Origin of the sequence: Variovorax sp. E3, assembly GCF_016082275.1 — a bacterium.
Taxonomy (GTDB): domain Bacteria; phylum Pseudomonadota; class Gammaproteobacteria; order Burkholderiales; family Burkholderiaceae_C; genus Variovorax.
On record NZ_MOWM01000137.1, the window covers coordinates 1 to 22749 of the forward strand.

20 protein-coding genes and 5 pseudogenes are annotated in these 22749 nt (G+C 68.2%); 16 read left to right on the forward strand and 9 right to left on the reverse strand.

Features of this window, described 5'->3' with window-relative positions:
* Window positions 1-496, reverse strand: a 496-nt coding sequence (locus tag BMG07_RS43185; protein WP_269759589.1) for a 1-acyl-sn-glycerol-3-phosphate acyltransferase, incomplete at its 3' end; no start/stop codon positions are given.
* A 9-nt stretch (window positions 497-505) separates the two neighbouring features.
* On the opposite strand from BMG07_RS43185, the gene BMG07_RS31655 reads away from it, so the two are divergent.
* On the forward strand, window positions 506-931 hold the full coding sequence (locus BMG07_RS31655; RefSeq protein WP_198087829.1) for a DUF2809 domain-containing protein: 426 nt from the start codon (window positions 506-508) through the stop codon (window positions 929-931).
* Here the strand turns inward: BMG07_RS31655 and mtgA are convergent.
* The 5 genes and pseudogenes from mtgA to BMG07_RS31680 form a co-directional block, all read right to left on the reverse strand.
* A complete protein-coding gene (gene mtgA, locus BMG07_RS31660; RefSeq protein ID WP_198087830.1) occupies window positions 897-1640 on the reverse strand; it encodes a monofunctional biosynthetic peptidoglycan transglycosylase in 744 nt (247 codons plus the stop codon). The two genes, BMG07_RS31655 and mtgA, sit on opposite strands and share 35 nt — an antisense overlap.
* Window positions 1637-2495 (reverse strand): annotated as a pseudogene (gene aroE / locus BMG07_RS31665) (shikimate dehydrogenase). Before aroE ends, mtgA begins: the two are co-directional and overlap by 4 nt.
* 54 nt (window positions 2496-2549) lie before the next feature.
* A pseudogene (locus BMG07_RS31670) lies at window positions 2550-3408 on the reverse strand (energy transducer TonB).
* Between the two features lie 109 nt (window positions 3409-3517).
* Window positions 3518-5578: a ribonuclease catalytic domain-containing protein gene (locus BMG07_RS31675; protein ID WP_198087831.1), complete on the reverse strand. Its 2061-nt coding sequence runs from the start codon at window positions 5576-5578 to the stop codon at window positions 3518-3520.
* A gap of 72 nt (window positions 5579-5650) precedes the next feature.
* Window positions 5651-6244, reverse strand: a complete 594-nt coding sequence (locus BMG07_RS31680) for a YqiA/YcfP family alpha/beta fold hydrolase (protein ID WP_198087832.1) — start codon at window positions 6242-6244, stop codon at window positions 5651-5653.
* A gap of 402 nt (window positions 6245-6646) precedes the next feature.
* On the opposite strand from BMG07_RS31680, the gene BMG07_RS31685 reads away from it, so the two are divergent.
* The 7 genes from BMG07_RS31685 to BMG07_RS31710 all read left to right on the forward strand — a co-directional run bounded on the left by BMG07_RS31685 (window position 6647) and on the right by BMG07_RS31710 (window position 13917).
* Window positions 6647-7408: a response regulator transcription factor gene (locus BMG07_RS31685; protein WP_198087843.1), complete on the forward strand. Its 762-nt coding sequence runs from the start codon at window positions 6647-6649 to the stop codon at window positions 7406-7408.
* A 21-nt stretch (window positions 7409-7429) separates the two neighbouring features.
* Window positions 7430-7888 carry a hypothetical protein gene (locus BMG07_RS43190; protein ID WP_269759590.1) on the forward strand — a complete coding sequence of 153 codons (459 nt, stop codon included), beginning with the start codon at window positions 7430-7432 and terminating at the stop codon, window positions 7886-7888.
* A complete protein-coding gene (locus BMG07_RS44420) occupies window positions 7885-9255 on the forward strand; it encodes a histidine kinase (RefSeq protein WP_307867150.1) in 1371 nt (456 codons plus the stop codon). The genes BMG07_RS43190 and BMG07_RS44420 overlap by 4 nt, the downstream gene beginning before the upstream one ends.
* 32 nt (window positions 9256-9287) lie before the next feature.
* Window positions 9288-10442 carry a rod shape-determining protein RodA gene (gene rodA / locus BMG07_RS31695; RefSeq protein WP_198087833.1) on the forward strand — a complete coding sequence of 385 codons (1155 nt, stop codon included), beginning with the start codon at window positions 9288-9290 and terminating at the stop codon, window positions 10440-10442.
* Between the two features lie 56 nt (window positions 10443-10498).
* On the forward strand, window positions 10499-11959 hold the full coding sequence (gene tldD / locus BMG07_RS31700) for a metalloprotease TldD (protein WP_198087834.1): 1461 nt from the start codon (window positions 10499-10501) through the stop codon (window positions 11957-11959).
* Between the two features lie 81 nt (window positions 11960-12040).
* Entirely contained in the window at window positions 12041-12571 is a 531-nt protein-coding gene (locus tag BMG07_RS31705) for a hypothetical protein (RefSeq protein ID WP_198087835.1), read from the forward strand.
* Between the two features lie 227 nt (window positions 12572-12798).
* Window positions 12799-13917 carry a 3-deoxy-7-phosphoheptulonate synthase gene (locus BMG07_RS31710; RefSeq protein WP_198087836.1) on the forward strand — a complete coding sequence of 373 codons (1119 nt, stop codon included), beginning with the start codon at window positions 12799-12801 and terminating at the stop codon, window positions 13915-13917.
* Between the two features lie 10 nt (window positions 13918-13927).
* On the opposite strand, the gene BMG07_RS31715 is transcribed toward BMG07_RS31710, so the two are convergent.
* Complete coding sequence (locus BMG07_RS31715; protein WP_374221347.1) at window positions 13928-14443, reverse strand: cupin domain-containing protein; 516 nt, start codon at window positions 14441-14443, stop codon at window positions 13928-13930.
* A 5-nt stretch (window positions 14444-14448) separates the two neighbouring features.
* Window positions 14449-15852, reverse strand: coding sequence for a UDP-N-acetylmuramate:L-alanyl-gamma-D-glutamyl-meso-diaminopimelate ligase (mpl, locus tag BMG07_RS31720; RefSeq protein WP_198087838.1), 1404 nt, complete (start codon window positions 15850-15852; stop codon window positions 14449-14451).
* Window positions 15853-15964: 112 nt separating this feature from the next.
* Between mpl and BMG07_RS31725 the strand changes: the two genes are divergently transcribed.
* The 8 genes and pseudogenes from BMG07_RS31725 (at window position 15965) to BMG07_RS31755 (ending at window position 22376) form a co-directional block, all read left to right on the forward strand.
* Window positions 15965-16561 carry a hypothetical protein gene (locus BMG07_RS31725; protein WP_198087839.1) on the forward strand — a complete coding sequence of 199 codons (597 nt, stop codon included), beginning with the start codon at window positions 15965-15967 and terminating at the stop codon, window positions 16559-16561.
* Window positions 16562-17113: a TlpA disulfide reductase family protein gene (locus BMG07_RS31730; protein WP_198087840.1), complete on the forward strand. Its 552-nt coding sequence runs from the start codon at window positions 16562-16564 to the stop codon at window positions 17111-17113. It begins immediately after the preceding gene.
* A gap of 99 nt (window positions 17114-17212) precedes the next feature.
* Window positions 17213-17672: pseudogene (gene accB, locus BMG07_RS31735) on the forward strand (acetyl-CoA carboxylase biotin carboxyl carrier protein).
* A 2-nt stretch (window positions 17673-17674) separates the two neighbouring features.
* Window positions 17675-19023: pseudogene (gene accC / locus BMG07_RS31740) on the forward strand (acetyl-CoA carboxylase biotin carboxylase subunit).
* Window positions 19024-19038: 15 nt separating this feature from the next.
* Window positions 19039-19923: a 50S ribosomal protein L11 methyltransferase gene (gene prmA / locus BMG07_RS31745; RefSeq protein ID WP_198087841.1), complete on the forward strand. Its 885-nt coding sequence runs from the start codon at window positions 19039-19041 to the stop codon at window positions 19921-19923.
* 81 nt (window positions 19924-20004) lie between these two features.
* Complete coding sequence (locus BMG07_RS45160; protein WP_374221348.1) at window positions 20005-20820, forward strand: zinc-ribbon domain-containing protein; 816 nt, start codon at window positions 20005-20007, stop codon at window positions 20818-20820.
* Window positions 20817-21416, forward strand: coding sequence for a DUF3426 domain-containing protein (locus tag BMG07_RS45165; protein ID WP_374221349.1), 600 nt, complete (start codon window positions 20817-20819; stop codon window positions 21414-21416). Before BMG07_RS45160 ends, BMG07_RS45165 begins: the two co-directional genes overlap by 4 nt.
* A 57-nt stretch (window positions 21417-21473) precedes the next feature.
* On the forward strand, window positions 21474-22376 hold the full coding sequence (locus tag BMG07_RS31755; RefSeq protein WP_198087842.1) for a carbohydrate kinase family protein: 903 nt from the start codon (window positions 21474-21476) through the stop codon (window positions 22374-22376).
* Window positions 22377-22484: 108 nt separating this feature from the next.
* Here BMG07_RS31755 and BMG07_RS31760 read toward each other — a convergent pair.
* Window positions 22485-22749 (reverse strand): annotated as a pseudogene (locus BMG07_RS31760) (histone); the annotation flags it as partial.

The following is a 22749-nucleotide window of genomic DNA, read 5'->3' on the forward strand; positions in this document are numbered from 1 at the left end:
GAGGCGGTGGCGGCAGGTCCAGCTGCCCCTGCACTTCGTTCATGACCTCGACCGAGGCATCGGCGAAAGGCAGCGACATCGGGAGCAGCGGCTCCATCGAGGGCTCGATGCGCTCGGCCGGGGGAGGCACCGTGGCCCGCGCGGTCGGGGCCGGCGGCGGCGCGGTTTCGGTGGCGGCCGCGGGCTCGACAGCCGCAGTGGGCGCCGTGGGTGCCGTCGCAGCGCGCTCCACATACACCGCGTTGAACACCTCCGTCGTGATCCAGCGCTTGACCGGCGTGTTGGCCCAGTAGTCGCGCGCGGCGATGGGCCGGGTGATGCTGCGCAGCTCCTCGGGCAGGGCGGCCCAGATCATCACGAGGTCGGCGTGGCTCTGGTGGTTGGCGAAATAGATGCGCTGTTCGGCCTTGGGCGGACAGCCATACCAGCGCGCCTGCGCGCCGGTGAGCAACCGGACGATTCCCAACAACAACCAACCTGTGAGCTTTGCCAGCATATGGGCGCGATGATACGGGCCATGCGATGGCGTTTCGATCCTCTTTCTCTGGCGTGGGCGGTGGCCCTGTTTGTATTGCTCGTGCTGCTGGCCACCGTCGGCGCGCGTTGGGGCTGGGTGCGAAGTTTCTTCGGCGACGTGCTGGCCGTGGTGTGGGTCTACTTCGTGTTCAAGACGGCCATCGGCGCGCGCGTGCTGCCGCTGGCCGTGGCCGCGCTGTGCGTGGGGTGCGCGGTCGAGCTGGGGCAGTACCTGGCGTCGGTCTGGCACCTGCGCATCTCCAACCGCGCGCTGCGCATCGTGCTGGGCAGCACGGCCGACTGGTGGGACGTGCTGGCCTACGTGTTCGGCTTCGCCGCCGTGCTGGCCCTCGAAGGGCTACGCGGCGCGTTCAGTGCATTCAAGGCAGCTCGGCCGCGGGCATCCGCGCCATGACGGTCGACGCGCGCCCGCTCAGGTAGGGCGAGCCGGGCCGTTTCTCGAAGAACTTGGGGCTGGGCAACATCACGGCCAGGCGCGCGGCCTCGTTGGCGCTCAGGCGCGAGGCCGGCTTCCTGAAGTAGTACTGCGCGGCCGCCTCGGCGCCGAACACGCCTTCGCCCCACTCGACGTTGTTCAGGTAGATCTCGAGAATGCGCCGCTTGTCGAGCAGCACCTCGAGCAGCGTGGCGAGCACCAGCTCCTGGCCCTTGCGCAGCATGGTGCGTTCGCCCGACAGCAGCAGGTTCTTCGCCAGCTGCTGCGTGATGGTCGAGCCGCCGCGCAGGCGCACCGGCTGCACCGGCTTGCCGCGCGCCACGGCACGCGCGGTGCGCTTGGCCGCGAGTTCCTCGGCCTTGGCGTTGCGCTGGCGCGCGCGCTCGATGGCTTCCCACTCCACGCCGTTGTGGTCGACGAAGCCCGCGTCTTCGCTCGCGATGACGGCGCGCTTGAGCGTGTCGTTGATCTGCGCGTAAGGCACCCACTCGTGCCGCCAGCCGCCGCTGCTGCCTTGATGGATGGCGATCTGGAAGGCTTCCGAGCGCTGGAACGCCGTGCTCTCGGGGTTGACCACGGCCATGGCCGCGATGCGCGCCACGAAAAACAGCTCGAGCGCCACGCCCGCCACCACGAGGCAGGCGATCAGGCGCAGCACGGCTTTCATCGGGGCGTGGTGGCGAGCGAGGCGCGCACTTCGGCCAGCACCTGCGCCGAGGGCGGGCGCACGCCGCGCCAGATCTCGAAGGACTCGGCCGCCTGCTCGACCAGCATGCCCAGGCCGTCGCGCGCGACCGCGCCGTGTGCCTCGGCCCAGGCCATGAAGCCGGCGGCGGCGGGGCCGTACATCATGTCGACCGCGAGCCCGCCGGGGCGCAGCACGCTGGCGTTCACGGGCACCGCATCGCCCGCGAGGCTGGAGGCCGTGGCGTTGACCACCACGTCGAACGCGCCCGGCACTTCGTCGAGCGCCCAGGCCTCGAGCGACGCGCCGTGGCGCAGCGCCACCGCCGCATGCCGGCGCACCAGCTCGACGGCCTTGCCCACGGTGCGGTTGGCCACCACGATGCGCGCGGCGCCGCGTCGAGCAGCGGGCCCAGCACGCCGGCCGCCGCGCCGCCGGCGCCGATCAGCAGCAGCGCCTTGCCCTGCAGCGGCACGCCCGCGTTGCGCACGATGTCGTTGACCAGGCCGATGCCGTCGGTGTTGTCGGCGTGGATGCCGCCGTCGGCCTCGAAGCGCAGCGTGTTCACCGCCTGCGCGAGCGTGGCGCGCTCGCTGGTGTGCTGCGCCAGCGCGGCGGCCTCGAACTTGAAGGGCACGGTGATGTTGCAGCCGCGCGCGTGTCGCCGCGCTCGGCGGCTTCACGGCGAAAGGCCGCGATGCCTTCGGCGAAGGCGCCGATCGGAATCAGCCGCCGGCCGTAGTCCATCTGCTGACCGCAGAGTTCGGCAAAGCGTGCGTGGATGCGCGGCGAGCGGCTGTGCTCGACGGGGTTGCCCATTACGCAGTACAGGTCCATGGTGCTTGGCGGCGCGGGCCGTCTCCTGGTGTCGCTCGATCGATCGATCGCTCGTTATTGCGAGGTGATTTCCATCGTGCCGTCCCGCGCGAAGCGGAACAGCCCCTGGATCACCATCTGGTCGGCCTGCTCGCGGCGCATCGCGTCGGTGAACTTGCCGAAAGCGCCGACGCTGCGAACGATGGCCTGCGCCCTGCGGTCCAGCGCGATGTTGCCGGAGCTCTGGTCGACGACCACCGCCAGCACCTTGCCGTCGAAGTTGACGGTCATGGTCATCTTGAGCTCGCCGTACAGCTTCTGGCCGGCGAGCTCGGGAAAGTTCTCGGCCGCGCGCGCTCGATGCGGCGCAGCATCTTGTCGACGTACACCGCGAAGGCGGCCTCGTGCGTGGTCGGGCTGATGTAGCGCTTCTTGGGGCGCGCGTTTTCCTCGTTCACGCGGCGCTCGATCTGCGCGAGGATCTCGACCATCTGGCGGCGCTTTTCTTCCTGCGCGGCGGCCTCGGTCGGATCGCCCGGGTTGCGCGGGTCGGGCACGGGCATCGCGGCCAGTTCGCGCTTGATCTGCGCGAGCATCTGCATCTGCTGGGCCTGCATGGCCTCGACCTGGCGGCGCGAATCCTCGAACGAGTCGCCCACCGAGGTGAAGCTCGACGGCGGCAGCGGGCTGGTCGCGCGGCCCTGTTCGAGGTCGCCGCCGCCCGCCAGCGAGGTCTGCGCCATGACCTTGGCCTTGGCCTCGGATCGGGCTTGTCCTGTGTCCTGGTGTTGACCAGGATCACCTCGAGCGGGGTCTCGCTGAAGACCTTGTTGAAGGATTCAGGATCGACGAAGCGCACCGCGAGCAGCGCGGCATGCGCGATGACCGACACGCCCAGAGCGATCTGCAGCGTGCTGAGGTCCTTGAAGTTCATTCTCGAAACTCCTCCAGGGCCCACATTTCTCCGGACGATCCGCCGGAGAGCATTAAAGAAACCTTCGCGCGACGCGCTGCGGTGTTCGCCTCGGGAACGGCCCAGCGGCTCATGCAGGCGTGTTCTCGGGCGCGGCCTCGCTGTCCGTCAGATCGACCGCAATCGCGATCGGGCCCGCCACCACTTCTTCGTCGTCGCCTTCCTCGTCCGCCGCGGCCGCATCGGTCTTCGGCGTGTCGAGACGCTCGAGCACCGTGCCGGTCACGTCGAGCGCGATCTCGTCGATCTCGCCGAGCTTCACGCGCAGGCGCGCGCCGCGCTCCTGCTGGCCGGCCACGGGGAACACCAGCGGCAGCGTCTCGGCGCGCACCAGCGCGCCGTTGGGCAGGTCCTTGATGACACTGGCCTCGAGTTCGGTGATGCCCTGCTGCTGCAGGTACTTCAGCGTCCAGAAGCGTTCCATGCCGCCCTGGTAGGCGTTGTACGTGGCATAGGCCGCGTCGAAGCCCGAGAGGATCGAGAACAGGTCGGCGTCCTTCGGCTTGAAGGGCGCGGCCAGCGCGGCGGTCTTGCCGTGGCGCGCGGCGGCAATGATCTGCCACTGGTTCACGAGGTCGGTGTAGCGGCGCAGCGGCGAGGTGCTCCAGGCATAGCTCTTCACGCCCAGGCCGGCGTGCGGCAACGCGCGCGTGCCCATGCGCACCTTGATGCCGGGCGCCAGGCTGGCCTGGCTGCGGTACAGGCCGGGCACGCCGAGTTCGCCGAGCCAGCTGCCCCAGGTGCTGTTGGCCAGAATCATGGCTTCCGACACGATCAGGTCGAGCGGCGCGCCGCGCTGGCGCGTGGTGATCTGCACCTGCTCGTTGCCGACCGGTTCGGCGCCGTCGTTGCCGACGAGGCGGAAGTTGTAGTCGGGCCGGTTGAAGTTCTCGGGCTTGCCGCGCACCACTTCGCGCTGCGCCTTCAGCTGCTTCGCGAGGCGGAACAGGAAGGACAGCGGGGCGCGCAGCCTGGCGGCTGCTTCGGGCGTGTCGGCGCTCTCGAACGACGCGTCTTCGAGCCACGGCTGCGTGACGACGGTGTCGAGCTGGTCGTGGCGCAGGTTGGCGACGATGGGCACGCGCTCCAGCTTGGTCTCGGTGCCTTGCAGCTCCAGCGTGGCTTCGTCGAAGCGCGCGTAGAGCGACACGGCCGGGCGCTCGCCGCCCTCGAGCAGCGTGTAGGTGTTGACCACGTCGTCGGGCAGCATCGTGATCTTGTAGCCGGGCATGTAGACCGTCGACATGCGCGTGCGCGCCACGTTGTCGATGGCGCTGCCGGGCGTGAGCGCCAGGGCCGGCGCCGCGATGTGGATACCGACCGTGACGGTGCCCGTGCCCAGGCCCTGCACCGACAGCGCATCGTCGATTTCAGTGGTCTGCGAATCGTCGATCGAGAAGGCCTGCACGCCGGTGGCCACGGGCAGGTCGTCCACGATGGCCGGTGCCGCGAGCGCGGGGAAGCCCGTGCCCTTGGGGAAGTTCTCGAACAGGAAGCGCCGCCAGTGGAACTGGTAGGGCGAGTCGATGGCGCCGGCGCGTTCCAGCAGGTCCAGCGGCGGGCGCTGCGTGGCGCGCGCGGCGTCGACCACGGCCTTGTATTCGGGCGCGTTCTTGTCAGGCTTGAACAGGATCTTGTAGAGCTGCTCGCGCACCGGCGCCGGGCACACACCCTCGGCCAGTTGCCCGGCCCACTCGGTGATCTGCGCCTGGATGACCTTCTTCTTCTCGATGGCGGCCAGCGCCTGCTGCACGATTTCGGCGGGCGCTTTCTTGAAGCGTCCCTTGCCCGCGCGGCGGAAGTAGTGCGGCGCCTCGAACAGCGCGAACAGCGCGGCCGCCTGCTGGGCGAGCGAGGGCTTGTCGCTGAAATAGTCGGCTGCGAGTTCGGCAAAGCCGAATTCGCCTTCGGCCGCGAATTCCCAGGCCAGGTCCAGGTCGAGGGTGGCGGCGAGCGTGCGCGCCTCGGCGATCAGCTCGGCGGGCGAGGGCTTCTCGAAACGCAGCACGATGTTGGCGCCCTTGACCTTGACGCGCTTGCCGGTGTCGAGCTCGACCTGCGCCGACGATTCGGCCTCCGACAGCACGCGGCCGCCGAGGTACTTGCCGGCTTCTTCAAACAATACAAACATAGACCCCGATTCTCCCACGCTGAATCGGGCGCGGTCCCGGTCCGGGGATGCCGCAAAGCCCGGAGGCGGCTGCTAGACGGGGTTGATGAACGCCATCACGTCGTCCAGATGCGCTTTCTCGAAGTCCGACAGGGCGTGGTCGCTGCCTTCGAGCAGCTTGATGTTGCTGTCGGGGTAGCGGGCGGACATTTCGTGCCAGTCGAGGGCTTCGTCGCCCTTGGCGATGATGGCGAACACGCGTTCGGGCCGCGTGAGCTGGCCCACTTCCATGGCGCGCAGTTCGTGGATGTACTCGGGGCGGAAGTAGAAATGCTCGGCCGGGTCGTGCCAGACGGTCTGGTCGCCGATGTAGCGCGTGAGGTCGCGCGCCGGGTGCACCGCCGGGTTGAGCAGCACGGCGCGGCAACGCGTCATGCCGGCCACGTAGGTGGCGTAGAAGCCGCCCAGCGACGAGCCCACCACCGCCATCGACTTGCGCGGCCAGTGCGCGATGCCCTTCATCACCATGTCGATCGCATCGTGCGGCGACGGCGGCAATTGCGGGCACCACCACTGCAGGTCCGGGTGGCGGCGCGCCACGCGGTCCGCCACGATCCGGGCCTTGGTCGAAAGGGGCGAGGAGCGGAAGCCGTGCAGGTACAACAGGTGAGTGGTTTGCGGATCCATGCGAGGAAAGGACGAGAGGTGCGGACGTCGTACCCTGCTTGTCGGGACCAGGTAATTTTGCATGAGGTCTGTTCTCGCGAGGCCGCTTCCAACGTACAAAAACCCCGCGAGCGGGGTTCTTCGATAAGGCCATAGCTTACCGAGACTTGGTGTGCGCCAACGCTCCTGAAGGCCTTGCCCCGGAGTACCTCGCACGAATGGAAACCGAAAGTATTCGGATCGTTTCTTCCTGCCGCACGAATGGTCTACGTTCGGGTTACCGCGGCTTGCGCGGCGTTGCCCGATGGCGACCATGTGCCGGACATGCGGCAAAAAGGCGGCGCAAGTTTCGTGGGGCGCTTCGTTGCGCGCATCCCATGAACGGGTGAGGTGCGTCCGGATTTGCGGCGCGTGCCGAGCCTTATGCTCAGGCCCATGAACATCGAGTCCCCGGATGACGGAACGCTGCGCCGATGGGGCGTGCTCGTCGTCGAAGACGACAGCCGCGCGCGCGCCTTTTTCGAGGCGAGCGTGCAGCGCAGCCCGCGCCTTTTCTGGCTCGGCAGCGCGGGCACCGTGCTGGAAGCGCGGGCCTGGCTGTCGCGCACCGCAACGATTCCCGACGTGCTGCTGGTCGACCTGGGCATGCCCGACGGCACGGGGCTGGACGTGATCCGCGACGCGGTCTCGCGTTTCCCCGGCTGCGAGCCGCTGGTGGTGTCGGTCTTCGGCGACGAGGAAAACGTGCTCGCCAGCATCGAGGCGGGCGCGGTGGGCTACATCCACAAGGACGCCGCGCCGGAAGACATCGCGCAGACCATCGTCGAGATGAAGGCCGGCGCGTCGCCGATCTCGCCCATGATCGCGCGGCGCGTGCTCGCCAAGTACCGCAGCCTGCAGTCGGCGGCGACCCCGGGCGCGCCCGCGGGAGCGGCGGCAACGGGCGCGGCCTCCGACGCGCCGTCCGAGGAGTCCGACCGCGGCCTGCTGTCGGGACGGGAACACGAGGTGCTGACACTGATCGCGCGCGGCTTCTCTTACGCTGAAATCGCGCGGCTTAAAGGACTGAGCGTGCACACGGTACAGACCCACATCAAGAACCTCTACGGAAAGCTCGCGGTGCATTCCAAAAGCGAGGCGGTTTTCGAGGCGACGCGTCTCGGTCTGTTGTCTCATCCGGGCTGAGCGCGGATGGCGTCGAGGCTGGTGTCACTGATCTTCCTGTGGCTGGCGATACTCCTGTCGGGCCTGACCACGACCGCGGGCGCCGCCGTACCTGAGCGCCCGATCGAACTGACGCGGGGCACGGTGACGACGTCGATCGACGGCGTCTCGCACACGACGCCGGTCGAGTTGTCCTACCACTGGGACCGCCTGCACGGGGGGCGACCCGGGGTCGCCAGCTTCGACCTGCCGTTCACGCTCGAGGCCGCGCCCGAGGCACCGTGGGGCATCTTCATTCCCCGCGTGGGCAATGTGTTCGAGGTGCAGCTCAACGACGCGCTGCTGCAGGTCTACGGCAACCTGGAGCGGGGCAACGACGCCGACTACGCCAAGTCGCCCATCTACGTGGCCGTGCCGGGGCGCTGCTCAAGCAGGGCGAGAACCACCTGCAGATCCGCCTGCGCGCCGACAGCGCGCGGCGCGCGGGGCTGTCGCGGGTGACCGTCGGTCCGGCGGCGCTGGTGCGCACCGAGCTGTTCGAGAGCGCCTATGCCTGGCGCTTCATCGGCTCCGTGCTGCTGACCGCGTTCAGTCTGATCGTCGGCGGCATCGCGCTGGCGCTCTGGCTGACGCAGGCCGAGCCCGATGCCAACGGCCGGCCGCGGCGCGAGGGCCTCTATTTCTGGGCCGCGCTGGCTGAGTTCTGCTGGGCCCTGCGCGTGGCCGACGGCGTGATCGCCGAGCCGCCGCTGTCTTGGGGGCCGTGGGGCGTGCTGATGGCCGTCTGCTACGCGGGCTGGATGGTCTCCGTGATGATGTTCGGCTGCCATATCGCCGGCTGGGGGCGCGATCGCCGCTTCCACTGGGTGCGCTGGCCGATGCTGGCCATCGTGGCCGGCACGGCGTTGTTCACGTCGCTGTCGCTGGCGCGCGACGAGCCGGTGTGGCTCACCGGTTGGCTCGCGGTGGAAATCGTGCTGGTCGTGGCGATGGTGGGCGCGTTCGCGGTCGCCACCTTGCGCCGGCCGAACGCCGAGCAGCTGCTGGTAGCGGGCGCCGCGCTGGTGACGGTGGCGTTCGGCGTGCGCGACTGGCTGGTGATCCGGCTCAGCGACGCCTATGGCGAGACCACCTGGGTGCGCTACTCGTCGGTGTTCTTCGGCGTCGCGCTGTTGCTGATCGTGCTGCGGCGCTTTCATGCGGCCACGGTGCAGGCGCGCGGGTCGGTGGCGGCGCTGGCCGAGCAGGTGGCCCAGCGCGAGCGCGAACTGGCCGCCACCTACGCCGAGCTCGAGGCCGCCGCGCGCGACCAGGCGCGCACGCACGAACGCGAGCGCATCCTGCGCGACATGCACGACGGCGTGGGCTCGCACATCAGCTCGGCGATCCGGCAGCTGCAGTCGGGGCAGACCAGCTCGGGCGACCTGCTGCGCACGCTGCGCGATTCGCTGGACCAGCTCAAGCTGTCGATCGATTCCATCCATTTGCCACCGGGCGACGTGGGGGCATTGCTCGCGGCCCTGCGCTACCGGCTGGAGCCCCGGCTGGCGGCGGCGGGCATCGAGTTCGAATGGGCGGTGGACGAGGTGGAGCCGGTGGACCGGCTCGACGCGCAGGCCATGCGGCAGCTGCAGTTCCTGCTGTTCGAGGCCATCTCCAACGTGCTGCAGCACGCGCAGGCCACCGTGGTGCGGCTCGAGGCCGACATGCGCGGCCAGACGGTGCAGGTGCGCGTGATCGACAACGGCAAGGGCTACGACGCCACGCACGTGCCGCGGGCGCTGGCCGAGCGCGCCGGGGCCATCGGCGCCCGCCTGGCGGTGGAAAGCCGACCGGGGCGCACGGTCGTTCAACTGGCTTTCGATTGAGGCGGGCGGCGGGGCGGGGATAATCCGCCCCCATGTCTGCCGTGTTCAATCAGCCCTCCCTGGCGCGTCGCATCGCGCCCATCTTCCAGGGCTTCGACGGCTTTCTGGCTTTCGCCGTGCTGCTGCTCGCGTTCGCCGGACTGCTGACCATGTATTCGTCCGGGTACGACCACGGCTCCCGCTTCGTCGACCATGGCCGCAACATGCTGCTGGCCGGTTTCATCATGTTCGTGGTGGCGCAGGTGCCGCCGCAAAAGCTCATGCTGGCGGCCGTGCCGCTCTATGCGATGGGCGTGGCGCTGCTGGTGGCGGTGGCGCTCTTCGGCATCACCAAGAAGGGCGCGCAACGCTGGATCAACGTGGGCATGGTCATCCAGCCCAGCGAAATCCTGAAGATCGCGATGCCGCTGATGCTGGCCTGGTGGTTCCAGCGGCGAGAAGGCCAGTTGCGGCCGCTCGACTTCGTGGTGGCGACGGTGCTGCTGGCGGTGCCGGTCGGGCTCATCATGAAGCAGCCCGACCTGGGCACTTCGCTGCTGGTGCTGGCGGCGGGGCTGGCGGTGATCTTCTTTGCCGGGTTGCCCTGGAAGCTGATCGTGCCGCCGGTGGTGATCGGCGCGGTGGCCGTCACCTTGATCGTGAGTTTCGAGACCCGGCTGTGCGCCGACGGCGTCGACTGGCGCGTGCTGCACGACTACCAGAAGCAGCGCGTGTGCACGCTGCTCGACCCCAGCAAGGATCCGCTGGGCAAGGGCTTCCACATCATCCAGGGGATGATCGCCATCGGCTCGGGCGGGGTGGGCGGCAAGGGCTTCATGCAGGGCACGCAGACGCACCTCGAATTCATTCCCGAGCGCACCACCGACTTCATCTTCGCGGCCTATTCCGAGGAGTTCGGGCTGATGGGCAACCTGGCGCTCATCGCGGCCTTCATCTTGCTGATCTTCCGGGGGCTGACCATCGCGACCAATGCGGCCACGCTGTTCTCGCGCCTGCTGGCGGGGGCGGTGACGATGATCTTCTTCACCTACGCCTTCGTGAACATGGGCATGGTCAGCGGCATCCTGCCGGTGGTGGGCGTGCCGCTGCCGTTCATCAGCTACGGCGGCACGGCCATGGTGACGCTGGGGCTGGGGCTGGGCATCCTGATGTCGATCGCGCGCGCCCGGAAACTCGCGCAGAACTAGCGCCGCAGTGCCCTTGAGGGCAGCGCGGAAGAGGGCGGCTGCCTAGAATGGCCCCCATGATCTCTCGCGAACCCACCATCGAGCGCCTTGCCACGGCGCAGCAGCTCCTTCTCACGCCGTTCGGACTCGACGAATCGCACCTGAGCAAGGCCTTGGCCGAGATCACCGCGCACCGGGTGGACGACGCCGACCTGTACTTCCAGTACACCCGCAGCGAAGGCTGGAGCCTCGAAGAGGGCATCGTCAAGACCGGCAGCTTCAGCATCGACCAGGGCGTGGGCGTGCGCGCGGTCAGCGGCGAGAAAACCGCATTCGCCTACTCCGACGATATTTCCGAGGCCTCGCTGCTCGACGCGGCGCGCACCGTGCGCTCCATTTCGTCCGCCGGCCGCACCGGCCGCGTGAAGACGGCCGCCCGCAAGATCGCCTCGAGCCGCTCGCTCTACGACGGCATCGACCCCATCGCCACGCTCGACAGCACGGCCAAGGTCAAGCTGCTCGAAAAGGTCGAGAAGCTGGCGCGTTCGCGCGACCCGCGCGTGGCGCAGGTCATGGCCGGCCTGGCCAGCGAATACGACGTGGTGCTGGTGGCGCGTGCCGACGGCACCCTGGCCGCCGACGTGCGCCCGCTGGTGCGCCTGTCGGTCACCGTGATCGCCGAGCAGAACGGCCGCCGCGAAATCGGCTCCGGAGGCGGCGGCGGACGCTTCGGCCTGGCCTATTTCACCGACGAGCAGATCGCCGAATACGTCGACCACGCCGTGAAGGCCGCGCTGACCAACCTCGACGCCCGCCCGGCCCCGGCCGGCGAAATGACCGTGGTGCTCGGCTCCGGCTGGCCCGGCATCCTGCTGCACGAAGCCATCGGCCACGGGCTGGAGGGCGACTTCAACCGCAAGGGCTCCAGCGCGTTCTCCGGCCGCATCGGCCAGCGCGTGGCGGCCAAGGGCGTGACCGTGCTGGACGACGGCACCATCGCCGACCGCCGCGGCTCGCTGAACGTGGACGACGAAGGCAACGCCAGCCAGCGCAACGTGCTGATCGAGGACGGCATCCTCAAGGGCTACATCCAGGACTCGATGAACGCGCGCCTCATGAAGGTCAAGCCCACGGGCAACGGCCGCCGCGAGAGCTACGCCCACGTGCCGATGCCGCGCATGACCAACACCTACATGCTCGGCGGCGACAAGGACCCCAAGGAAATCGTCGCCAGCATCAAGAAGGGCCTGTACGCCACCAACTTCGGCGGCGGGCAGGTCGACATCACGAGCGGCAAGTTCGTGTTCTCGGCCAGCGAGGCCTACTGGGTCGAGAACGGCAAGATCCAGTACCCGGTCAAGGGCGCGACCATCGTGGGCAACGGCCCCGACGCGCTGACCCGCGTGACCATGATCGGCAACGACATGGCGCTCGACTCGGGCGTGGGCACCTGCGGCAAGGAAGGCCAGAGCGTGCCCGTGGGCGTCGGCCAGCCGACCCTGCGCATCGACGGCCTGACTGTAGGTGGAACGGCTTAGGCCTTTCGTCACTTGCCGATTGTTTCCTTCGGTTGCTAAGCTGCGCACCTTTTGCGAACGACGAGTTCAAGGAGCGTTTCAATGGGCAAGAGGATCAATTCGCCGGCCGTGCTGTGGGCCGCGGCCGCCGTGGCGGTGCTGGCCACCGCCGGTTGCGCATCGCGCGGCGGTTCGGCCAGCCAGCCCGAGGCGGCACCTGCCGCTGCTGCTGCAGCCCCCGCGCGCGGCGGTGCCAAGGCGGGCATGGACGCCCAGGGCAACGTGGTCGACTCGTCCAAGGTCGAGGCCGGCAGCGGCCGCACCGTCAAGGGCCTGAACGGCTACGAAGGCGAAATCACCGGCAACCCGGCGCGCAACAGCAAGTTCGCGCGGCTGCAGATCGGCATGAGCGCCCGGCAGGTCACCGACCTCGCGGGCCAGCCGACCGACCAGGGTGCTTACGTCACCGGCAAGGCCTTCATTCCGTTCTATTTCGGCAGCGACCGCCACCGCTTCGAGATGACCTACAAGGGCCAGGGCCGGCTGATCTTCGCGGGCGGCGGCATGGGCGATTTCTCCAGCGGCAACCTGATCTGGATCATCCACAACCCCAACGAGTCGGGCTACCGATAAACAACGCCGGACCCGGTCGCTTGACCGGGTTTTTGTTTTCCGTGCTACATTGCCCCCACATGTCCGCCCTCCGCGCTTACTTTTTTGCCTACTTTTGGTTCCCGGTTTCCGGCGGACGAGAGGCGAGCGCGTAAAGCAAACGAACACCCTCCCAAAACCGCCGGTGGCTTCCAGCCCCCGGCGGTTTTTTTATGCCCTGACGATTCATTCAAACAAGGAAAAGCAGCATGAGCACGAACACCCCTCCCACCGGCGACAGCTGGTATGCGAGCGTCGAAAAAACCAGCAAGACCGACGACGAACGCATCAAGGACATCAACGTGCTGCCCCCTCCCGAACACCTCATCCGCTTCTTCCCGATTCGCGGCACGCCGGTCGAAACGCTGATTGAAGGCACCCGCCGCAACATTCACAACATCATGGCCGGCAAGGACGACCGGCTGCTGGTGATCATGGGCCCGTGCTCCATCCACGACCCGGCCGCGGCGCTCGAATACGCCCGCCGCCTGAAGGTCGAGCGCGAAAAATACGCCGGCACGCTGGAAATCGTGATGCGCGTGTACTTCGAGAAGCCGCGCACCACGGTCGGCTGGAAGGGCCTGATCAACGACCCGTACCTGGACGAGAGCTTCCGCATCGACGAAGGCCTGCGCATTGCGCGCCAGCTGCTGATCGACATCAACCGCATCGGCCTGCCGGCGGGCAGCGAGTTCCTCGACGTGATCTCGCCGCAGTACATCGGCGACCTGATTTCCTGGGGCGCCATCGGCGCGCGCACCACCGAAAGCCAGGTGCACCGCGAGCTGGCCTCGGGCCTGTCGGCGCCGATCGGCTTCAAGAACGGCACCGACGGCAACATCCGCATCGCCACCGACGCCATCCAGGCGGCCGCGCGCGGCCACCACTTCCTGTCGGTGCACAAGAACGGCCAGGTCGCGATCGTGCAGACCAACGGCAACCGCGACTGCCACGTGATCCTGCGCGGCGGCAAGGCGCCGAACTACGACGCCGCCAGCGTCGAAGCGGCCTGCAAGGACCTCGAGGCCGCCAAGCTGCCGCCCACGCTGATGGTCGATTGCAGCCACGCCAACAGCTCCAAGCAGCACCAGAAGCAGGTCGACGTGGCCAGGGACATCGCCGCGCAGATCGCCGGCGGTTCGAACCGCGTGTTCGGCGTGATGGTCGAGAGCCATCTGCAGTCGGGCGCCCAGAAGTTCACGCCGGGCAAGGACCAGCTGTCGGGCCTCGAATACGGCAAGAGCATCACCGACGCCTGCCTGGGCTGGGACGATTCGGTGCAGGTGCTCGACACGCTGTCGCAAGCGGTCAAGCAGCGCCGCGGCTGAAGCCGCTTTTTCAGAGCATGCCGGCCAGGTCGGGCCAGTGGTGCCGCATCGACGCCGCCTCGTCGCTGCCCTGCGGCACCATCGAGAAATCGGCGAAGTCGAAGCCCGGCCCGACCATGCAGGCGACCAGCGTGTAGTCGCCCGCCGTGTGGCTCTGGATAGGGCGCGCGGCCTGCCACTGGCCGGCGGGCACCACGTGCTGGGGCCGCGTGCCGTGGGCGTCGACCGGGCCCAGCTTCACGTGGGCCGGCGCGGTGCGCATCGCGGCGTCGCAGGTCCAAAGGGCCAGCGGCACGCCTTCCAGGTGCACCCAGACTTCATCGGACAGCACCCGGTGCCAGCGCGACTGCTGGCCGGCCTCGAGCAGGAAGTAGATGCTGGTCAGCGCGCTGCGCGGCGCGCGGCCGTCGGTGGGCGTGACGCTCGCGGCCGAGCGGAACACCTCGCTGTACCAGCCGCCCTCGGGGTGGGGCTGCAGCTTCAGCGTCTCGATCAGCTCGCGCGCACGGGGGAGGGGGAGCGGCATGGCGGTCATGATGCCGCCGCCGTCCGCAGCGCCGCAAGCAGTTTGTCGTGCACGCCGCCGAAGCCGCCGTTGCTCATGCAGACGATGTGATCGCCCGGCCGCGCCGCGGCCACGATCTGCTTCACCAGCGGCTCGACGGCGCCGGCCAGCTGTGCGCGGTCGCCCATCGGCGCGAGCGCGGCGGCCACGTCCCAGTCGAGCCCGGCCGTGTGGCAGAACGACAGGTCGGCCGACGCCAGGCTCCACGGCAATTGCGCCGCCATGACGCCCAGCTTCATCGTGTTGCTGCGCGGTTCGAAGGCGGCGAGGATGCGCTCACTTTTCTTACCGGCCGCATCCAGCTTCTTGCGAAGGCCGTCGAGCGTGGTGCGGATGGCCGTCGGGTGGTGCGCGAAGTCGTCGTAGACCGTGATCGCGCCGCCGCCGCGCGCGACCGTGCCGCGCAGCTCCATGCGCCGGCGCACGTTGCGGAAGCTGCCGAGCGCGCGCGCCGCTTCCGCGGGCGGCACGCCCACGTGGTCGGCGGCGGCAATGGCGGCCAGCGCGTTCATCTGGTTGTGCAGGCCCGAGAGTTCCCATTCGACCCGGCCGACCACCTCGCCGTGGCGCAGCACGTCGAAGGCGTCGTGCGAGCCGCGCGCCTGCCATTCGCCCCCGACGCCGAAGCGCGCGAGTTCGCTCCAGCAGCCCTGGGCCAGCACGCGCTGCAGGCTTTCTTCGGTGGCGTTCACCACCAGCCGCCCGGTGCCGGGCACGGTGCGCACGAGGTGATGGAACTGGCGTTCGATGGCGGCAAGATCGTCGAAGATGTCCGCGTGATCGAACTCCAGGTTGTTCAGCACAGCGGTGCGCGGCCGGTAATGCACGAACTTGCTGCGCTTGTCGAAGAAGGCCGTGTCGTATTCGTCGGCCTCGATCACGAAGGCCGGGCCCTCGCCCAGCCGGGCCGACACGCCGAAGTCCAGCGGCACGCCGCCCACCAGGAAGCCCGGCGCCTTGCCGCCTTTTTCGAGCACCCAGGCCAGCATCGACGTGGTCGTGGTCTTGCCGTGCGTGCCGGCCACGGCCAGCACATGGCGGCCCAGCAGCACGTGCTCGGCCAGCCACTGGGGGCCGCTCGTGTAGAGCGCGCCGGCGTCGAGAATGGCTTCCATCAGCGGGAACTTGGGGCTGCCGTCGGGCAGGCGGGCGCGGGAGACCACGTTGCCGACCACGAACATGTCGGGCGCCAGTGCCAGCTGGTCGGCGCTGAAGCCTTCGATCAGGTCGATGCCGAGCGCGCGCAGCTGGTCGCTCATCGGCGGGTACACGCCGGCGTCGCAGCCCGTGACCCGGTGGCCTGCCTCGCGCGCCAGGGCGGCCAGGCCACCCATGAACGTGCCGCAGATACCCAGAATATGAATGTGCATCGGTCGATTCTAGGGAAGCGACATGCGCGGGCCGCGCCGTGGCCCCTGCCTTAGTCCTGTGCTCCGTACTGATGTTCATGTGAGGGACGTCCACTGCGGGCAAAATGCCCGAATGGACACGTCCAAGCGTGAAATCGCCGCCACCGCAGCCCGCCTCGTCGTCGAGGAAGGGCTGGAGTACGGCCCGGCCAAGCGCCGGGCGGTGCGCGATCTGGGCCTGTCGTCGCGCACCGCGCTGCCGAACAACGACGAAGTCGAGGCCGAGGTGCGCGAGTACATCGAACTCTTCTGCGCCGATACGCAACCTCAGGAACTGCACGCCTTGCGGCTGCTGGCCCTCGAGTGGATGGAGCGCATGACCGTGTTCCGCCCCCATGTGGGCGGCGCCGTGTGGCACGGAACGGCCACCCGGTTGTCAGACATTTATATTCAATTGTTCTGCGATGATTCCAAGTCGGCCGAAATCGCCCTGATCGATCACCATGTGGACTACGAACCCCGCATGGTGACCGGCTTTCATGGCGAGCAGGTCGAGGCCCTGAGCGTGCATGCCCCGAGCCGTGCGCTCGGCGAGGAAATCGGCGTGCACCTGCTGGTCTACGACCTCGACGACCTGCGCGGTGCCCTGAAGCCCGACGCCCAGGGGCGCACGCCGCGCGGCGATCTGCCTGCATTGCGCCGACTGATTGAACGAGAAAAGGACAAGTGAATGACTTCTTCGCCCACCCGACGCGGCATGCTCTATGCCGGCGTGGCGGCGGCTGCCGCGGCTGCCGGAATCGGCGGCGCCTGGTGGAAGGAGCGCGGCAGCGGTTCCGTGGCGGGCGGCGAGCAGCTGGATGCTGCTTTCTGGAACCAGAGCTTCGAGCGGCCGGAGGGCGGTGACCTCGTCCTGTCCAGCCTGCGCGGCAAGCCGCTGCTGCTGAACTTCTGGGCCACGTGGTGCCCGCCCTGCGTCGAAGAAATGCCCATGATCGACGCCTTTTTCCGTGAACACGGCGCCAACGGCTGGCAAGTGGTGGGATTGGCCATCGACCAACCCAGCGCGGTGCGCAAGTTCCTGCAACGCACGCCAGTCACATACCCCACCGGCCTGGCCGGGCTGCAGGGCACGGAACTGGTCAAGAACCTGGGCAACACGGGGGGCGGGCTGCCCTTCACGCTGGTGCTGAATGCGAACGGTTCGGTGGCCGCTCGTAAAATGGGCAAGCTGGAAACCACCGATCTGGACACTTGGCGGCGCGAACTGGTTCGTGGTTAGAATCCCGTCCCTCCGCTGGCGTTAGCCGCCAAACACCGAAAATCGTCGATTTTCGAACAAGTTATATCCCAAGACCGGCAAAGCCGGCACTGGAGTCTCATGGATCTGCGCAAACTCAAGACACTGATCGATCTGGTGTCCGAATCGAATATTTCCGAACTGGAAATCACCGAGACCGAGGCAAGGTTCGCATCGTCAAGGGCGGCGGTGCCGCCCCCGTGCAGTATGTGCAAACCTTGGCGGCACCGGCCGCGCCGCGGCACCGGTCGCGGGTGCGGTTGCCGCGCCCGTGGCCAGCGCGCCGGCAGCGGAAGCCGCGCCAGCCGGCCATGCCGTGAAGTCGCCGATGGTCGGCACCTTCTACCGTTCGTCCAGCCCCGGCGCACCGGCTTTTGTCGAAGTCGGCAGCAAGGTGAACGAGGGTGACACGGTCTGCATCATCGAAGCGATGAAGATCCTCAACGAAATCGAGGCCGACAAGTCCGGCACGATCACCCAGATCCTCGGCGAAAACGGGCAGGCGGTCGAATACGGCCAGCCGCTGTTCATCATCGAGTGACCATGTTCAAGAAGATCCTGGTTGCAAACCGGGGGGAGATTGCCCTCCGGATCCAGCGCGCCTGCAGCGAGCTCGGCATCAAGGCCGTGATGGTGTATTCCGAAGCCGACCGCGACGCGAAGTACATCAAGCTCGCCGAAGAGGCCGTGTGCATCGGCCCGGCCCCGTCGGCGCAGAGCTATCTCAACATGCCGGCCATCATCTCGGCCGCCGAAGTGACCGACGCCGAGGCCATTCACCCCGGCTACGGCTTCCTGAGCGAAAACGCCAACTTCGCCGAGCGCGTGGAGCAGAGCGGTTTCCAGTTCATCGGCCCGACGCCGGACAACATCCGCACGATGGGCGACAAGGTCTCGGCCAAGCAGGCCATGATCAAGGCCGGCGTGCCTTGCGTGCCCGGCTCCGAAGGCGAGCTGTCGGACGACGCCGCCACCAACAAGCGCATCGCCCGCGCGATCGGCTACCCGGTCATCATCAAGGCGGCGGGCGGCGGCGGTGGCCGCGGCATGCGCGTGGTGCACACTGAGGCGGCGCTGGTCAACGCGATTCAGATGACCAAGGCGGAAGCCGGCGCGGCCTTCAACAATGCGGCCGTGTACATGGAGAAGTTTCTCCAGAACCCGCGCCACATCGAGATCCAGATCCTCGCGGACAAGCACAAGAACGCCGTCTACCTGGGTGAGCGCGACTGCTCCATGCAGCGCCGCCACCAGAAGGTGATCGAGGAATCGCCGGCTCCCGGCATTCCGCGCAAGCTGATCGAGAAGATCGGCGAGCGCTGCGCGGCCGCCTGCAAGAAGATCGGCTATCGCGGCGCCGGCACCTTCGAGTTCCTGTATGAGAACGGCGAGTTCTACTTCATCGAGATGACACGCGCGTGCAGGTGGAGCACCCGGTGACGGAGTTCACCACGGGCATCGACATCGTCAAGACGCAGATCATGGTCGCGGCCGGCGAGAAGCTGCCGTTCACGCAGCGCCAGATCCAGATGCACGGCCACGCCATCGAAGTGCGCATCAACGCCGAGGACGCGTGGAAGTTCACGCCGTCGCCGGGCCGCATCACCATGTGGCACCCGCCGGGCGGCCCTGGCGTGCGCGTCGACTCGCATGCGTACACCAACTACTTCGTGCCGCCGAACTACGACTCGATGATCGGCAAGATCATCGTCTACGGCGACACGCGCGAGCAGGCCATGGCCCGCATGCGCACGGCGCTCAACGAAACCGTGATCGAAGGCATCCAGACCAACATCCCGCTGCACCGCGAGCTGATGGTCGACTCCAAGTTCATGACCGGCGGCACCAACATCCACTACCTCGAAGAGTGGCTGGCCGCGCACAAGCGCTGAACCGGAAAGCACGCGATGTTTGAACTCCGCCTGATGGCGCCGGAAGACCGGGTCGAAACGCTCAGCGACGCGCTCGATGCACTCGATGCACTGAGCGTGTCGGTGGAAGACGCCGACGCGCAGACCGACGCCGAGCAGGCGCTGTTCGGCGAGCCCGGCATGCCGCCGCCCAAGGAGGGCTGGCAGCGTTCGCGCGTGATCGCGCTGTTCCCCGACGAAGCGGCCGCGAAAGAGGCCGCGTCGGTGCTGGCGCTGCAGGACTTCTTCGAAGGCTGCGAGGTGCTGGGCATTGCGCCGGTGCCCGAGCAGGACTGGGTGCGCCTGACGCAATCGCAGTTCGCGCCGGTCGAGATCACGCCCGAGTTCTGGATCGTGCCGACCTGGCATGAGCCGCCCGAACAGGCCAGGCAGGTGATCCGGCTCGACCCGGGCCTGGCTTTCGGCACCGGCACGCACCCCACCACGCGCATGTGCCTGCGCTGGATCGCCACGCGCGGCGGCCTGGGCAAGCAGCGCGTGCTCGACTATGGCTGCGGCTCCGGCATCCTGGCCATCGGCGCGGCGAAGTTCGGCGCGGCCGACATCGACGCCGTCGACATCGACGAAGCCGCGGTCTCCTCGACCGTGCTCAACGCCGAAGCCAATGCCGTGCAATTGAATGCCGGCCTGCCCGAAGCCGCCAAGGGCGAATACGACACCGTGCTCGCCAATATCCTGGCCACGCCGCTCAAGGTGCTCGCGCCGCTGCTGCGCAGCCATGTGAAGGCGGGCGGATCGCTGGTGCTGGCCGGCATCCTCGCGCGCCAGGCCGACGAATTGAAGGAGGCCTACGCACCGTACGCCAAGCTCGAAGTCAGCGACACCGAGGACGGCTGGATCCTCATGACCGCACGCTGCTGAGCAGGCAGGGGCTCGCGCCCGGCGTTCGCGCCGCGTCGCACCCCTCACGCGGCGAGGGCCCAACCCTACAATCGCCCCGTCATGAGCCTTGTCACGCGCTGCCCCGCCTGCACCACCACCTTCAAGGTGGTGCGGGATCAGCTTCGCATTTCGGACGGCTGGGTGCGCTGCGGGCGCTGCAGCCACGTGTTCGATGCCACGCTCGATCTGCATGAGGCACCCGACGGTGCGCCGGCCGCCGCGCAGGGCGGTGGCTACATGCCGGGGCTGGTCGAGCCCGGGCCAGCGGCAACGCCGGCGCCCGCACCAGTGCCGGTGCCAGTGCCACCACCACCGCCGGAAGAGCCCGAGTCGCCTGAGCCACATGAGCCCGAAGCGACGTCCCAGCCGGCCGAGGACGCGGACTTCTTCGACGACGAGCCCGAGCATCAGTCAAAGCACGAGTCGCCGCCGGAAACCGCGGCCGCGGTGCCCGCGCCGCAGCCGGTCATGCCGCCGCTTCCGTCGTCGCTCGATTTCTCGCTGTCGCTGCCCGAGCACGGCATCGCGGCGGACGAGCCGTGGTCCGATCTCGATGCCACCGAGCCCGCCTGGAAGCCGCCGCAAAGCACGTTGCCGCCGTTCCCGAACATCGACCTCAACCTGGCGGCCCCGCCGCCTTCGGTGCCGCCGCCCGCGCCGCCATTGCCCGTTGCCTCGCGCATCAGCCACAAGATGCGCACGCTGGTCGAGCGCGCCAGCGACGACGGCGAAGGCGAACGCGAGCAGGAAGAAAAAGACCACGACCAGGTGCAGATGCAGAAGGCGCTGCGCCGCGCCCGCATCAAGTCGGCCAAGATCGCGAGCGCCAAGCGCGCGAGGAGCGCTCCGCCGCCAAGGCCGCCGCCTCGGTGGTGACGGCCGAGAGCGAGCCCGATTTTTCGTTGTCGTCGACCTTCGAGCCGCCGCCGGGCCATCCGCTGTCCGAAGAGGACGAACCGGTCGACTCGGCGCCGGGCTTCTGGCAGCGCAAGGCCGTGCGCATCGTGCTCGGGCTGCTGGCGCTGCTTGCCGTGCTGCTGCTCGTGGTGCAGGTCATTCGCCATGAGCGCGACGGCATCGCCGCGCGCCAGCCCAACCTGCGTCCGGCCCTGGCTACGCTGTGTCAATACACGGGTTGCGAGCTGTCGGCCCTGCGCCAGATCGGCGACATCGTGATCGAGGGCGCGGCCTTCGCGCGCGAGAAGACCGGCGCCAACGACTACCGCCTGAGCTTCACCCTGCGCAACGGCGCGACCGTGCCGCTCGCGATGCCGGCCGTGGAGCTGTCGTTGCTCGACACGCAGGAGCGGGCCGTGGTGCGCCGCGTGCTCATGCCGGTCGACTACGGCGCGCCCACGGTGCTGGCGGCGCGGGCCGATCGCGCGGCATCGCTGCCCCTGACGCTGTCTGCTTCGGAAGCAGCGGCGCTGCCGCCCATCGCGGGCTACCGCGTCGAGGCTTTTTATCCCTGAACGGGGCGCCCGCACGCGTCTCGTTCTTCCTTCCATTTTTCAACCAACGGCTCACCCATGGCAGCAGTAATTTGCGGTTCCCTCGCGTTCGACACGATCATGACTTTCGAGGGGCGCTTCGCCGACCAGATCCTTCCGGACCAGCTGCACATCCTCAATGTGTCGTTCCTGGTGCCGACACTGCGGCGCGACTTCGGCGGCTGCGCCGGCAACATCGCGTACAGCCTCAACGCCCTCGGCGGCACGGCCCTGCCAATGGCCACGCTCGGCAGCGACGGTGCCTCGTACGTCGAGCGCATGCGCACGCTGGGCATCGACACCGAGTTCGTGCGCCAGCTCGACGACACCTTCACCGCGCAGGCGATGATCATGAACGACGTCGACAACAACCAGATCACCGCGTTCCATCCGGGCGCGATGCAGCAGGCGCACGTCACCAAGGTGGCCGCGCGTGAGGACATCAAGCTGGGCATCATCGCGCCCGACGGCCGCGACGCGATGCTGCAGCACGCGGAGCAGTTTGCCGCCGCCGGCATTCCGTTCGTGTTCGATCCGGGCCAGGGCCTGCCGATGTTCGACGGCGAGGCGCTGCGCCACTTCGTCGAGCTCGCGAGCTGGGTGGTGGTGAACGACTACGAAGGCAAGATGCTGTCGCAACGCACCGGCTGGAGCCTGGCCGAAATCTCGAAGCGCGTGCGCGGCCTGGTGGTGACGCTGGCGGCCGACGGCTGCGAGGTGTGGACGGACGGCGAGCGCGAGCACGTGCCGGGCGTGGTGCCGACCGAAGTGGTGGAGCCCACCGGCTGTGGCGACGCATGGCGCGGCGCGCTGCTGTTCGGTCTGGAAAAGGAATGGCCGCTGGCGCAATGCGCGGCACTGGGCAACCGCATCGGCGCGCTCAAGATCGCGCAGCGTGGGCCGCAGAACTACCAGGTCGACCGCAAGGCCCTGGGCCTCTGATCTTCTTTCGTCGCCCCCGAAGCCGGTTCGCCGGCGTTTGGAGGTGCCCATAAAAAAGCCCGACACCGTGAGGTGCCGGGCTTTGCGCCTTCAAGGCCGCTGAGAAACTCAGGGCTTGCTGGCCGTCGGGAACGGCCAGGCTGCCTGGGGATTCAGCGTCGTTTGCGCGGCAGGTGCAGCGGGTGCTACGGCTGCGGCCTTGGCGGGCGCAGCTGCCTTGGCAGCCTTCTTTGCAGCAGGCTTCTTGGCAGCAGCGGCAGGCTTGGCAGCGGGCTTTTTCGCGGCTTTCTTGGCCGCAGCCTTTTTCGCGGGCGCCTTCTTGGCAGCAGCCTTCTTCGCAGGCGCCTTCTTGGCGGCGGCCTTCTTGGCAGGT